15 protein-coding genes are annotated in these 12770 nt (G+C 61.1%); 13 read left to right on the plus strand and 2 right to left on the minus strand.

Annotated elements, in window-relative coordinates; translation table 11 throughout:
- The 9 genes from EA795_RS19980 to EA795_RS20020 all read left to right on the plus strand — a co-directional run.
- A partial coding sequence (locus EA795_RS19980; RefSeq protein WP_205891506.1) for a cbb3-type cytochrome c oxidase subunit I occupies nucleotides 1–437 on the plus strand: 437 nt, incomplete at its 5' end.
- A gap of 12 nt (nucleotides 438–449) precedes the next feature.
- On the plus strand, nucleotides 450–1061 hold the full coding sequence (gene ccoO, locus EA795_RS19985; RefSeq protein WP_058075008.1) for a cytochrome-c oxidase, cbb3-type subunit II: 612 nt from the start codon (nucleotides 450–452) through the stop codon (nucleotides 1059–1061).
- 8 nt (nucleotides 1062–1069) lie between these two features.
- Nucleotides 1070–1252: a CcoQ/FixQ family Cbb3-type cytochrome c oxidase assembly chaperone gene (locus tag EA795_RS19990; RefSeq protein ID WP_014853263.1), complete on the plus strand. Its 183-nt coding sequence runs from the start codon at nucleotides 1070–1072 to the stop codon at nucleotides 1250–1252.
- Nucleotides 1253–2170 (plus strand): cytochrome-c oxidase, cbb3-type subunit III, encoded by a 918-nt coding sequence (gene ccoP, locus EA795_RS19995; protein ID WP_058076656.1) that lies wholly within the window; start codon nucleotides 1253–1255, stop codon nucleotides 2168–2170. It abuts the gene before it with no gap.
- 127 nt (nucleotides 2171–2297) lie between these two features.
- Complete coding sequence (ccoG, locus tag EA795_RS20000) at nucleotides 2298–3710, plus strand: cytochrome c oxidase accessory protein CcoG (protein WP_058075010.1); 1413 nt, start codon at nucleotides 2298–2300, stop codon at nucleotides 3708–3710.
- Nucleotides 3711–3722: 12 nt separating this feature from the next.
- The gene (locus EA795_RS20005; RefSeq protein WP_014853266.1) at nucleotides 3723–4226 is read left to right on the plus strand and encodes a FixH family protein; all 504 of its coding nucleotides are present in this window, start codon (nucleotides 3723–3725) and stop codon (nucleotides 4224–4226) included.
- 3 nt (nucleotides 4227–4229) lie between these two features.
- A complete protein-coding gene (locus tag EA795_RS20010; protein ID WP_122079116.1) occupies nucleotides 4230–6665 on the plus strand; it encodes a heavy metal translocating P-type ATPase in 2436 nt (811 codons plus the stop codon).
- A 60-nt stretch (nucleotides 6666–6725) separates the two neighbouring features.
- Nucleotides 6726–6935: a cbb3-type cytochrome oxidase assembly protein CcoS gene (ccoS, locus tag EA795_RS20015; protein ID WP_122079118.1), complete on the plus strand. Its 210-nt coding sequence runs from the start codon at nucleotides 6726–6728 to the stop codon at nucleotides 6933–6935.
- Entirely contained in the window at nucleotides 6928–7611 is a 684-nt protein-coding gene (locus EA795_RS20020) for a sulfite exporter TauE/SafE family protein (RefSeq protein ID WP_014853269.1), read from the plus strand. Before ccoS ends, EA795_RS20020 begins: the two co-directional genes overlap by 8 nt.
- Before the next feature lie 42 nt (nucleotides 7612–7653).
- On the opposite strand, the gene nadE is transcribed toward EA795_RS20020, so the two are convergent.
- Nucleotides 7654–8490, minus strand: coding sequence for an NAD(+) synthase (gene nadE / locus EA795_RS20025; RefSeq protein ID WP_122079120.1), 837 nt, complete (start codon nucleotides 8488–8490; stop codon nucleotides 7654–7656).
- A 265-nt stretch (nucleotides 8491–8755) separates the two neighbouring features.
- Here nadE and hemN point away from each other — a divergent pair, with 265 nt between their 5' ends.
- The 4 genes from hemN (at nucleotide 8756) to EA795_RS20045 (ending at nucleotide 12297) form a co-directional block, all read left to right on the plus strand.
- Nucleotides 8756–10144: an oxygen-independent coproporphyrinogen III oxidase gene (gene hemN / locus EA795_RS20030; RefSeq protein ID WP_058076651.1), complete on the plus strand. Its 1389-nt coding sequence runs from the start codon at nucleotides 8756–8758 to the stop codon at nucleotides 10142–10144.
- Between the two features lie 98 nt (nucleotides 10145–10242).
- A complete protein-coding gene (gene fnr, locus EA795_RS20035; RefSeq protein WP_014853272.1) occupies nucleotides 10243–10977 on the plus strand; it encodes a fumarate/nitrate reduction transcriptional regulator Fnr in 735 nt (244 codons plus the stop codon).
- Between the two features lie 17 nt (nucleotides 10978–10994).
- Nucleotides 10995–11543 carry an adenine phosphoribosyltransferase gene (locus tag EA795_RS20040; RefSeq protein WP_014853273.1) on the plus strand — a complete coding sequence of 183 codons (549 nt, stop codon included), beginning with the start codon at nucleotides 10995–10997 and terminating at the stop codon, nucleotides 11541–11543.
- Between the two features lie 145 nt (nucleotides 11544–11688).
- A complete protein-coding gene (locus tag EA795_RS20045; protein ID WP_122079122.1) occupies nucleotides 11689–12297 on the plus strand; it encodes an SCO family protein in 609 nt (202 codons plus the stop codon).
- A gap of 264 nt (nucleotides 12298–12561) precedes the next feature.
- Here EA795_RS20045 and EA795_RS21320 read toward each other — a convergent pair.
- On the minus strand, nucleotides 12562–12770 hold a 209-nt coding region (locus EA795_RS21320), incomplete at its 5' end, for a hypothetical protein (RefSeq protein WP_205891507.1).

Genomic DNA, 12770 nt, shown 5'->3' on the forward strand with positions numbered 1-12770 from the left:
AGACCGTCAACGCCCTGTCCCACTACACCGATTGGACCATCGGCCACGTACATGCCGGCGCCCTCGGCTGGGTAGCGATGATCACCATCGGCTCCATGTATCACCTGATTCCGAAAGTGTTCGGTCGCGAGCAGATGCACAGCATCGGCCTGATCAACGCGCACTTCTGGCTGGCGACCATCGGCACCGTGCTCTACATCGCCTCGATGTGGGTCAACGGCATCGCCCAGGGCCTGATGTGGCGTGCGATCAACGAAGACGGCACCCTGACCTACTCCTTCGTCGAAGCACTCGAGGCCAGTCACCCAGGCTTCATCGTTCGGGCTCTCGGCGGCGCCTTCTTCCTCACCGGCATGCTGCTGATGGCCTACAACACCTGGCGCACCGTGCGTGTCGCCAAGCAGGCCGAATACGATGCTGCCGCGCAGATTGCTTGAGGAAAGAAACAGATGAAACAGCATGAGAAACTAGAAAAGAACATCGGTCTGCTGACGCTGTTCATGGTCCTTGCAGTCAGCATCGGCGGTCTGACCCAGATCGTCCCGCTGTTCTTCCAGGACGTCGTCAACGAGCCAGTGGAAGGCATGAAGCCCTACACCGCGCTGCAGCTGGAAGGCCGTGACCTGTACATCCGTGAAGGCTGCGTGGGCTGCCACTCGCAGATGGTTCGTCCGTTCCGCGCCGAGACCGAGCGCTACGGCCACTATTCGGTCGCCGGTGAAAGCGTCTACGACCATCCCTTCCTGTGGGGCTCCAAGCGTACCGGTCCGGACCTGGCCCGCGTCGGCGGCCGCTACTCCGATGACTGGCACCGCGCGCACCTCTACAACCCGCGCAACGTCGTGCCGGAGTCGAAGATGCCGTCCTACCCCTGGCTGGTCGAGAACAGCCTCGATGGCAAGGACACCGCCAAAAAGATGACAGCGCTGCGCACCCTGGGCGTTCCCTACACCGACGAAGACATCGCCGGAGCCAAGGACGCCGTCAAAGGTAAAACCGAGATGGACGCCATAGTTGCCTACCTGCAAGTACTTGGCACCGCACTCACCAACAAACGGTAACGCACTCTATGGATATCGGGACTCTCCGCGGGCTGGGCACCATTCTGGTAGTTGTCGCCTTCATTGCCATCGTGCTCTGGGCTTACAGCGGCAAACGTAAGAAAAGCTTCGACGAAGCGGCAAATCTGCCCTTCGCGGATGAGCCCGAGGCCAAGAAGCATGATGAAGAAGCGTCCAGGAGTAAGAAATAAATGACCTCTTTTTGGAGTTGGTACGTCACCCTGCTGAGCCTGGGAACCATCGCAGCCCTGGTCTGGCTGCTGCTGGCGACACGCAAGGGGCAACGCCGCGACAGCACTGAAGAAACCGTCGGCCATTCCTATGACGGTATCGAGGAATACGACAACCCGCTGCCGAGATGGTGGTTCATGCTGTTCGTCGCCACCGTGGTATTCGCGCTTGGCTATCTGGCGCTCTACCCCGGCCTCGGCAACTGGAAAGGCCTGCTGCCGGGTTACGAAGGTGGTTGGACCCAGGTCAAGGAATGGCAGCGCGAAATGGACCGGGCCAATGAGCAGTACGGCCCGCTGTACGCCAAGTTCGCCGCCATGCCGGTCGAGGAAGTCGCCCAGGATCCGCAGGCCCTGAAGATGGGTGGACGCCTGTTCGCCTCCAACTGCTCGGTCTGCCATGGCTCCGATGCCAAGGGCGCCTATGGCTTCCCCAACCTGACCGACCATGATTGGCTGTACGGTGGCGAACCGGAAACCATCAAGACCACCATCCTTGGCGGCCGTCAGGCCGTGATGCCGGCCTGGAAAGATGTCATCGGCGAAGAAGGCATTCGCAACGTCGCCGGCTATGTTCGCAGCCTTTCCGGTCGTGACGTTCCCGAAGGCATCGACAGCGACATTGAGCAGGGTCAAAAGATCTTCGCCGCCAATTGCGTAGTCTGCCACGGGCCTGACGCCAAGGGCATTCAGGCCATGGGTGCGCCGAACCTGACGGACAACGTGTGGCTTTACGGCTCGAGCTTCGGCCAGATCCAGCAAACCCTGCGTTATGGCCGTAACGGCCGCATGCCGGCACAGGAAGCCATCCTGGGCCATGACAAGGTGCACCTGCTGGCAGCTTATGTGTACAGCCTCTCGCAACAGTCGGAGGAATAACCCAGGCGCGACGACCTGCCGCACCTGATTGCGACTTTCGAGGCGTACCATTTGCATCAGGTCATAAATCGATCCCGGTCGGCACGCATCGGCCGGGACACCCACCTTCCGCCGTGGTACGCACTCGATGACTGAGCAGATTCCCGTTCGTGATGTAACCCCTCCTTCCAAGGTCAACGCCTCATCCGACCTTTACGCTGCCCGCGAAAAAATCTATACGCGCTCCTTCTCCGGTCTGTTTCGCAATCTGCGACTGCTAGGCGGAGCCTTTCTCTTCGTACTTTACTTCGGTACCGCCTGGCTCAACTGGAACGGTCGTCAAGCCGTCTGGTGGGATCTTCCGGAACGAAAGTTCTACGTTTTCGGCGCGACCTTCTGGCCTCAGGACTTCATTCTGCTTTCCGCGGTGCTGATCATCTGCGCCTTCGGCCTGTTCTTCATCACCGTCTTCGCTGGACGCGTCTGGTGCGGCTACACCTGCCCACAAAGCGTTTTCACCTGGGTATTCATGTGGGCGGAAAAGGTCACCGAAGGTGATCGCAACCAGCGCATGAAGCTCGACAAAGCGCCCATGAGCGCTGGCAAATTCGGACGCAAGCTGGCCAAGCACGCCATCTGGCTGGGGGTTTCCCTGGGCATCGGCATTACCTTCGTCGGCTACTTCACCCCGATCCGCGACCTGGTGCCTGACCTGCTCACCCTCGAGGTCGGCGGCTGGGCGCTGTTCTGGGTCGGCTTCTTCACCCTCGCCACCTATGGCAACGCCGGCTTCCTACGCGAGCAGGTGTGCATCTACATGTGCCCCTACGCCCGCTTCCAGAGCGTGATGTTCGACAAGGACACCCTGATCGTCTCCTACGATCCGCGCCGCGGCGAAAAGCGCGGCCCGCGCAAAAAGGACGCCGACTACAAGGCCATGGGTCTCGGCGACTGCATCGATTGCACCATGTGCGTTCAGGTCTGCCCGACCGGCATCGACATCCGTGACGGCCTGCAGATCGAGTGCATCGGCTGTGCCGCCTGCATCGACGCATGCGACACCATCATGGACAAGATGAACTACCCTCGCGGGCTGATCAGCTACACCACCGAACATAATCTCTCGGGACAGAAGACCCAACTGGCACGTCCTCGCCTGATTGGCTACGCCGCGGTGTTGCTGATCATGATGAGCGTCTTCACCTACGCCGTCATCGAGCGCCCGCTGGTGAAACTGGACGTCTTGAAGGACCGCGTGCTCTACCGTGAGAACGAGCAAGGCATGATCGAGAACGTCTATACCCTCAAGCTGATGAACAAGGCGCAAACGCCGCAGACCTTGATCATCGAGGCTTCTGGCCTGGACGGCCTGGTCTATAGCGGTCGCAGCGAGATCCAGGCCAACGCCGGGGAGCTGATCACCGTTCCGGTCGAGCTGTCGATTGCTCCGGAGAAGCTGCCTTCGAGCACCAACGACATCGTTTTCCGCGTTCGTTCGGCGGACGACGAAACTATTCATGATGATGCCGACAGCCGCTTCATCGGCCCAAGCATTCGCTGAGAAAGGTAATACATGCACGCCTCCGACCAAGAGAAAACGCGCTGGTACAAGCAGTTCTGGGCCTGGTTCGTCATCGGCATCCTGGCGCTATCGGTATTTCTCGGTACTACGCTGCTGATCGTTTCGATCCGCACGGCCGACACCCTTGTCTCGGACAACTATTACGATGCCGGCAAGGGCATCAACCAGTCGCTGGAACGTGAAAAGCTCGCCGAGAGCCTGCAGCTCCAGGCCCAGCTGGTGCTCGACGACGAGCGCGGCCTGGCCGAACTGCAGCTGCACGGCAACAGCCGCCCGCAGCAACTCATCCTCAATCTGCTCTCCCCCACACAACCCGAACGCGATCGCCGAATCATCCTGCAACCCCAGGGTGACGGTATCTATCAGGGACAGATGCAGGAGCCGGTGCAGGGCCGGCGCTTCGTCGAGCTGCTCGGCCGGGAAGGCGACCAGGATTGGCGTCTGTTCGAGGAAATGGAAGTCGCAGGTGGCCAGACGCTCGAACTGAACCACTGATCGATGGCGAATCCCGTCCCCTGCTATCACTGTGGACTGCCGGTACCGGCCGGCAGCCAGTTCAATGCCCGCGTTCTCAACGAGACCCGGGCATTGTGCTGTCCGGGTTGCCAGGCTGTGGCCGAAGCCATCGTCATGGGCGGGCTGGAAAGCTACTACCTGCATCGCAGCGATCCCGCGACCAACCCCGAGGCGCTGCCACAGGCGTTGACCGAAGAACTCGAGCTGTACGACCGCGAAGAGGTGCAGCAGCCCTTCGTGACGCACGAAGGATCGCTCGCCAGCACCAGCCTGATGATTGAAGGCATCAGTTGTGCCGCTTGCGGCTGGTTGATCGAACGCCATGTGCGCAATCTGGATGGGGTGGCCGAAGCGTCGTTGAACCTGTCCAATCACCGCCTGCAGGTGCGCTGGAGCGACGCTCGTCTGCCGCTCAGCGAGCTGCTCGCCGAGCTTCGGCGTATCGGCTATGCGGCGCATCCCTACCAACCGGACGAAGCCGCCGAACGCCTGGCCCAGGAAAACCGCCGCGCCATGCGCCAGCTCGGCGTCACCGGCCTGTTGTGGATGCAGGTAATGATGGCCACCATGGCTACCTGGCCGGAGTTCAACCTGGATCTTTCGGAGAGCTTCTTCGTCACCCTGCGCTGGACCGCACTGGTGCTCACCACTCCGATCGTTTTCTACTGTTGCACCGACTTCTTCCGGGGCGCCTTGCGTGATCTGCGCACCCGTCACCTGACCATGGATGTCTCGGTGTCACTGGCCATCGGTGGCGCATACCTTGCCGGCATCTGGTCGACCATCACCGGCCAGGGCGAACTCTATTTCGACGCGGTGGGCATGTTCGCGCTGTTCCTGCTTGCCGGCCGCTTTCTCGAGCGCCGCGCCCGCGAACGCACCGCAGCGGCGACGGCGCAACTGATCAACCTGTTGCCGGCATCCTGTCTGAAGCTGGGCGAGGACGGCCAGAGCGTGCGCATCCTGCTCAGCGAACTGCGCATCGGTGACCAGGTACTGGTACAACCCGGCGCGTTGATCCCCGCCGATGGACGCATCAGCACCGGCCAATCGAGCATCGACGAATCGGTGCTCACCGGCGAATACCTGCCCCAGGCACGTTCCGTTGGCGATCTGGTCACCGCGGGCACACTGAATGTCGAAGGCCCCCTCACGATTCAGGTCCAAGCGCTCGGCGACGATACGCGGTTGTCGGCCATCGTCCGCCTGCTGGAACGTGCGCAATCGGAAAAACCTCGGCTCGCCGAGCTGGCCGACCGAGTCGCACAGTGGTTCCTGCTGATCGTGCTGGCGACAGCGGCCATCGTCGGCCTGGTCTGGTGGCAGATCGATCCTCAGCGGGCATTCTGGATCGTCCTTGCGTTACTGGTCGCTACCTGCCCCTGCGCCCTCTCGCTCGCCACTCCGACGGCACTGACTACCGCCACGGGCAGCCTGCACAAACTCGGCCTGTTGCTCACGCGCGGTCATGTGCTGGAAGGTCTCAACCATATCGACACGGTGATCTTCGACAAGACCGGCACCCTCACGGAGGGCCGTCTGACATTGAATGCCGTGCATCCACTGGCCGAGCTCGATGCCGATACCTGCCTCGCATTGGCGGCTGCGCTGGAAAATCGCTCGGAACACCCCATAGCACGCGCCTTTGGCCGTGCCCCGCAGGCGGCCGATTTCGTCGACAGCGTGCCTGGGCTCGGCCTGCAAGGCGCGGTCGCCGGTCGTTCCCTGCGCATTGGCCACCCTCGTTTCGTCGCCGAAGGTTACCTGGGTAGCGCGCCAAAGATTCCTGACGATCAAGGGCAATGGCTGCTGCTGGGTGACGAACGTGGGCCACTGGCCTGGCTGGTACTGGACGATCGGCTGCGCGCCGATGCGCCAGCGCTGCTCGATGCATGCCGGCAGCGTGGCTGGAACACATTTCTGCTGTCAGGGGACAGTTCGCCCATGGTGGGCAGAATCGCCGAGCAGCTCGGCTTCGATGAGGCTTTGGGCAGCCTGACACCGGCCGACAAACTGGCCCACCTGCAACGCCTGCAGGCCGACGGCCGCCGGGTGTTGATGCTGGGCGATGGCGTCAACGACGTGCCGGTGCTCGCCGCTGCCGATATCAGTGTGGCCATGGGATCGGCCACCGACCTGGCCAAGACAAGTGCCGACGCGGTGCTGCTTTCCAATCGGCTGGACAGTCTGGTCCAGGCTTTTGACGTCGCCCGCCGCAGCCGGCGTATCATCGTCGAGAACCTGGCCTGGGCGACGCTGTACAACGGGCTGATCCTGCCGTTCGCAGCCATTGGCTGGGTAACCCCCTTGTGGGCGGCAATCGGCATGTCGGCGAGTTCGCTGCTGGTGGTGTTGAATGCGCTGCGGTTGACTCGACTGCCTTCCGCCGCCACTCAGTCGCCGCGCAGGGCGGCTTGAAATCGACTGCCGACCTACAGAACCGGCGACTTGCCGATACCGATGTCATCTGGAGGCCCCATGGCCGCTCTGTACATATTGATTCCCGTCGCCGTGGCGCTGGTCGCATTGGCCATCTGGGTATTCTTCTGGGCCGTGGACAACGGCCAGTACGACGATCTCGATGGGCCGGCCCATAGCATTCTGTTCGACGACGAAGATCCCAGGCATCAGGCGGCCGTCGATCAGGTCGAAGAGCCGGATCAGGAAGAGAAGCCCGGTCGTGATTGATCTGCTGCCCCTGCTGCTTTCGGCCCTGGTGCTCGGCCTGCTCGGCGGCGGCCATTGCCTGGGCATGTGCGGCGGGCTGATGGCCGCGCTGACCATGGCCATCCCGGCCGAGCAGCGTAGCCGGCGACTGAGGCTGCTGATCGCCTACAACCTCGGCCGGGTCCTCAGCTACGCCGCCGCCGGCCTGCTGATCGGCCTGGCGGGCTGGGCCGTCGCGAACAGCCCCGGGGCCATGGCGCTGCGGGTTGCCGCCGCGCTTCTGCTGATCTGCATGGGTTTGTACCTCGCCGGCTGGTGGAGCGGATTGACCCGTATCGAGGCGCTGGGCCGAGGCTTGTGGCGGCACATTCAGCCGATCGCCAGTCGCCTGATGCCGGTTGCCAGTGTGCCCAAGGCATTGCTGCTGGGCGCACTCTGGGGCTGGTTACCCTGCGGCCTGGTCTACAGCACGCTGCTCTGGTCAGCCAGCCAGGGCGACGCGCTGGACAGCGCCTTGCTAATGCTGGCTTTCGGTATCGGTACCTGGCCGGTGTTGCTGGCCACCGGCCTGGCCGCGGAACGCCTGACCGCCCTGCTACGCAAGCGGGGTGTTCGCATGGCCGGTGGCGTCATGGTCATCCTGTTCGGCCTCTGGACCCTGCCAGGACCGCATCAGCATTGGCTGATGGGACACTGAAAACACGAGCAAGCTCGTTCCTGGCACCTGTCTCTAGCGCCGTTATCGTCTTTGCGGCTCCTTGGGCATCTCCCGCTTATGCCGAGACTTGTCATAGGTCTCGACGATGATCCGCGCGGCCTCCTCCGAAACCTCGAAGCCTTGCAGAAAAGCATCGATCTCCAGATAGGTGACACCATAGGCATCCTCATCGGGTTTGCCGGGTTTCAGTTCTTCCAGATCGGCGGTCGGCACCTTTTTCACCAGTTGCGCCGGCGCGCCGAGGGCTGCCGCGATTTCCCGAACCTGCCCCTTGACCAGTCCTGCCAGTGGCGTCAGATCACAGGCGCCGTCGCCGAACTTGGTGAAGAACCCCATGACCGCCTCGGCGGCATGATCGGTCCCGATGACCAGGCCTTGCCGCGCATTGGCGATGGTGTACTGGGCCACCATGCGCATCCTGGCCTTGGTATTGCCGAGCACGAAATCTCGCGCTTCGGCCGACAGCGGCTCCAGTGCCTCGGTAGCCCGAGAAAGCCCCTGTACCGCCGCTCCGATATTCACCGTATGGCACTCGTCCGGCTGGATGGTATCGACTGCGAGCTGGGCTTCAGCTTCATCGTGCTGCACCTGATAAGGAAGGCGCACCGCAATGAAGCGGTAATCATCACCCTCCCCGGCCGCCCGCATCCCTTCCACCGCGCGTTGTGCGAGCAACCCGGCCGTGGTCGAGTCGACCCCGCCACTGATACCCAGCACCAGGGTCTTCAATCCGGACTCGCGCAAGCAGTTCTGGATGAAGCTCACTCGGCTGTCGATTTCGGCCCGTATCGCGGCGGGCCCATCGAACGGTGGCCGAACGTTGAGTGCAGCGGCGATTTCCTGCTGACGGCTATGCATGGGTTTCTCCTCTGGAATGGACTGCTGGAGATGAAATGGGGACTCGATACTGACTGATCCGACCACGGGATGCTCGATAAATCCTGCTCCCGGGCTGCGCCTGTTTTTTTCCTGCTCGCGGCTACTACGGTCGAGCTCGGTGGACCGCTATTTATACCGCCGGTCACACCCCGAGACCATGTGCCGAACATGTTTGATGCAGGTCAAGTCAGCAGCCGTGCCCCACACCTAGAATCCAGCCACCGCAGCCAACCCGAGAATGCAGATGCTCGACGCCATTCGATGGGATACCGACCTGATCCGCCTTTACGATCAGCCTGGCCCCCGCTACACCTCGTATCCGACTGCAAGCCAGTTCAACGGCGACGTCAGTTCGTTCGATCTGTTGCATGCGCTGCGTGAAAGCCGCCAAGCCTCGCGCCCCTTGTCGCTCTATATCCACCTGCCGTTCTGCGCCAACGCCTGCTACTACTGCGCTCGCAACAAGGTCATCACCAAGGATCGGGGCCGGACGCTGCCCTATCTGGAGCGGCTGGAAAAGGAAATCGAGATGATTGCCTGCCATCTCGGCGCCGACCAGGTCGTTCAGCAACTGCATCTCGGTGGCGGCACACCCACCTTCCTTAGCCACGACGAACTGCGCCGGCTGATGGCTCATCTGCGAACTAATTTCCACTTGCAGGACGATGACCACGGCGATTTCAGTATCGAGATCGACCCTCGCGAGGCGGACTGGTCGACCATGGGGCTACTCCGCGAACTGGGTTTCAATCGTGCGAGCATCGGCGTCCAGGCGCTCGACCTCGACGTACAGCGCGCCGTGAACCGACTGCAGACCCTCGAGCAGACCCAGACCATCATAGAAGCCGCGCGAACACTGCAATACCGCTCGCTCAATATCGACCTCATCTACGGCCTGCCCCTGCAGACTCCTGAACGCTTCGAAGGCGCAGTCAAGGCGATGATCGACCTGCAGCCGGATCGACTATCGATCTTCAATTACAGACACCAGCCCGAGCGCTACATGTTGCAACGGCGTATCAACCCCACAGAACTTCCCTCGACGACCGATAAGCTGGCCATGTTGCAACGCAGCATCGAACAGCTGACCGATGCAGGCTACCGCTACATCGGCATGGACCATTTCGCCCTGCCCGACGACGAACTGGCAATGGCACAGGAAGACGGTACGCTGCAGCGCAACTTTCAGGGTTACACCACCCACGGCCACTGTGACCTGATCGGCTTGGGCGTCTCGGCCATCAGTCAGGTCGGCAATGTGTATTGCCAGAATGCCAGTGACGTCACGCTCTATCAGCAATCCATCGACCATGATCAGCTGGCAACCACGCGTGGGCTGCGTTGCAATGACGACGACCGCATCAGGGCTATGGTCATCCAGCGGCTGATCTGCGATTTCGAGCTGAGCTTCGAGGTCATCGAGCGCAGCTTCGGCATCGATTTCAGGCACTACTTCCAAGAGATCTGGCCGAACCTGGAACGCATGCAGGCCGACGATCTCATCGAACTGACCGATACCTCGCTCTCGATCAGACCCGCCGGACGACTACTGGCCCATGCGATCTGCATGCAATTCGACCAATACCTGCCCAGACAAGCACCATGCAACGGCTCTCGTATCGTCTACGCATGAGAACCTCACCGGAAAGACCCTGCGACTCTTGAGCCATTGGCTGTGCCCGGCTGGCTGGGTTACCCTTGCGTGCTTCGAAGAGGTATTCAGGAATCCGTATGTCCGAGTCGATCAAGGTCCGCACGCAACGGCAAGCTCATTGCAAGGATTGCAGCCTTTCCGGCCTTTGCCTGCCGCTTTCGCTAAACATGCAGGACATGGACGCGCTGGACGATATCGTCAAGCGTGGCCGGCCGCTGAAGAAAGGCGAAATGCTGTTTCGCCAGGGTGATCCTTTCAGCTCCGTATTCGCGATCCGTTCCGGCGCGCTGCGTACCTTCAGCGTCACCGACAGTGGCGAAGAGCAGATCACCGGATTTCACCTGCCCAGCGAACTGGTGGGGCTGTCGGGGATGGACACCGAACGCTATCCGGTTTCTGCCCAGGCCCTGGAAACCACATCGGTTTGCGAAATTCCCTTCGATCGCCTCGACGAACTCAGCGTGATATTGCCGCAGCTGCGGCGACAGCTGATGCGGATCATGAGCCGCGAAATTCGCGACGATCAGCAGATGATGCTGCTGCTCTCGAAGAAAACCGCTGACGAGCGCATCGCCACCTTCTTGATCAACCTCTCCGCGCGCTTCAGCGCTCGGGGGTTCTCCGCCAATCAATTCCGCCTGCCCATGTCACGCAACGAGATAGGAAGCTTCCTGGGCCTCGCCGTCGAAACCGTATCACGTGTATTCACGCGCTTTCAGACAAGCGGACTGCTGGAGGCCGAAGGCAAGGAAATACGCATTCTCGACCCCATCGGGCTGTGTGCCCTTGCCGGCGGTAACATGGACGCCTGAGCGGACCGGAGCCTTACATGATCTTTGACGAATTCAGCATCAAGACCTTGATTCGCCCGGTGGTCGACTTCCCCAGTCCCGGTGTGATCTTCCGTGACATCACCCCGCTCCTGCAGTCACCCAAGGCGCTACGCATGGTGGCTGACAGCCTGGTTCAGCGCTACGTGGAAAGCGATTTCAGTCACATCGGGGCGCTGGATGCGCGGGGGTTCATCATCGGTTCCATCCTCGCCTACGAACTGAACAGGCCGTTGATCCTGTTTCGCAAGCAGGGCAAGTTACCGGCCGACGTGCTCACCGAATCCTATCGCACCGAATATGGCGAGGCCTTTCTGGAGGTCCATGCCGATAGTCTCTGCGAAGGGGATTCGGTGCTGCTGATCGATGATCTCATCGCTACTGGCGGCACTTTCATCGCTGCAGCACAACTCGTACGTCGTATGGGCGCCCAGGTGTACGAAGCGGCTGCGGTCATCGATCTGCCGGAGCTCGGTGGCTCATGCAAACTGCAGGATATGGGCATCCCTACCTTCACTCTGACGGCGTTTGGTCTGAACGACCGCTGACAAGAGTGATATCGCGCAACGGCGAAACACCCTCGCCGTTGCGCTCGATCGTTTCAGGCCTCCTAGGCAACACGTGGCCCAGAGCCTGCAGGTGCAATGAGAGCGGGTTACAATCCAGGTCAGCTCATCGTCAAAGGCACGCACGATGCTCAAGCCCCTCCTCCAGTACGTACTCATCGGCACCCTGACCTTCGCCGCTCCGTCCTTCGCCCTGGATAAGGAGGCGCTACTGGACGAGGCCAACCTGTTACTGCTGCCTCGCGAACGCTCCCTGCCCAACCTTGAACTGATCGATCAGAACGGCCAGCCATTCGACACCCAAGCACTTCGTGGCCGCTGGCATATTCTTTTCTTCGGTTTTACAGCCTGCCCGGATATCTGCCCCACCACTCTAAGCGACATGCGGCGCCTGCTCAGCCAGCTGTCGCCTGATGTTCGCGAGCGTCTACAGCTGATCCTGATTACCGCCGACCCCGCGCGCGACACACCGGAGCGATTGAAAACCTATCTGAGCTATTACCGCAGCGGCTTCATGGGCCTGACCGGTGAGATGGAGCAGCTACAACGTCTGTCCAAAGCTCTGGGACTACCCTTCGTTCCAGCCAGGCAAACCGAAGGCGACTACAGCGTAGCCCACAGTGGCAACCTGGCCTTGGTGGCACCGGACGGCACGCTACGCGGACATATCCGTGCACCGCTAAAACTGGAAGGGTTGATAGAGGCATTGCCGACCATAGTCGAAGGTAGTCGCTGAGCTGACGTTCAGGTTTGCGAAATCGAACTTGCTGGCCGCTCAGATCGTTCTAACCTTCGGTGCTCTCGTTCGCTACCTTGGTTAACTCAGCCTCGTTGAGTACTCGTACGATGCTCAACACGCCGTCTAAAGTACCCACCGTCATAACGCCTCGGCTCAGACCAGCGAATTGGTATTGATCACACCATGAGCCCTGCTCCATTGGACCTGCTCTACCGGCTGGAACGCCTGAACATCAGTCCGGCGGATCTGTAGGTAGCACTGTCAGCTGGCGACCGGTGGGATTGCTATCGTTTTCCATTCTTCGCTGGCGCTTTCGATACAGCTACCCAAACTCGCCAGATAGATCTTCTGTGCCGAGCGGCGGCACTTGGGGATCGCCGGAGCCGCTCTCCAACAGCCCTGAGCCGAAAAGCCATGCATGGCATGCTTCGGATTTCCCCCACGCAAAGACAAACCCCCGACCTTCTTAC

The organism is Stutzerimonas nitrititolerans (assembly GCF_003696285.1).
Lineage (GTDB): Bacteria > Pseudomonadota > Gammaproteobacteria > Pseudomonadales > Pseudomonadaceae > Stutzerimonas > Stutzerimonas nitrititolerans.

Excerpts from the sequence above, each read along its gene's own strand:
- ccoP (WP_058076656.1), top strand. The coding sequence starts at position 1,253 with ATGACCTCTTTTTGGAGTTGGTACGTCACCCTGCTGAGCCTGGGAACC.
- fnr (WP_014853272.1), top strand. The coding sequence starts at position 10,243 with ATGTCCGAGTCGATCAAGGTCCGCACGCAACGGCAAGCTCATTGCAAG.
- ccoG (WP_058075010.1), top strand. The coding sequence starts at position 2,298 with ATGACTGAGCAGATTCCCGTTCGTGATGTAACCCCTCCTTCCAAGGTC.
- EA795_RS20040 (WP_014853273.1), top strand. The coding sequence starts at position 10,995 with ATGATCTTTGACGAATTCAGCATCAAGACCTTGATTCGCCCGGTGGTC.
- ccoS (WP_122079118.1), top strand. The coding sequence starts at position 6,726 with ATGGCCGCTCTGTACATATTGATTCCCGTCGCCGTGGCGCTGGTCGCA.
- EA795_RS20045 (WP_122079122.1), top strand. The coding sequence starts at position 11,689 with ATGCTCAAGCCCCTCCTCCAGTACGTACTCATCGGCACCCTGACCTTC.
- nadE (WP_122079120.1), bottom strand. The coding sequence starts at position 8,490 with ATGCATAGCCGTCAGCAGGAAATCGCCGCTGCACTCAACGTTCGGCCA.
- ccoO (WP_058075008.1), top strand. The coding sequence starts at position 450 with ATGAAACAGCATGAGAAACTAGAAAAGAACATCGGTCTGCTGACGCTG.
- hemN (WP_058076651.1), top strand. The coding sequence starts at position 8,756 with ATGCTCGACGCCATTCGATGGGATACCGACCTGATCCGCCTTTACGAT.
- EA795_RS20005 (WP_014853266.1), top strand. The coding sequence starts at position 3,723 with ATGCACGCCTCCGACCAAGAGAAAACGCGCTGGTACAAGCAGTTCTGG.
- EA795_RS19990 (WP_014853263.1), top strand. The coding sequence starts at position 1,070 with ATGGATATCGGGACTCTCCGCGGGCTGGGCACCATTCTGGTAGTTGTC.
- EA795_RS20010 (WP_122079116.1), top strand. The coding sequence starts at position 4,230 with ATGGCGAATCCCGTCCCCTGCTATCACTGTGGACTGCCGGTACCGGCC.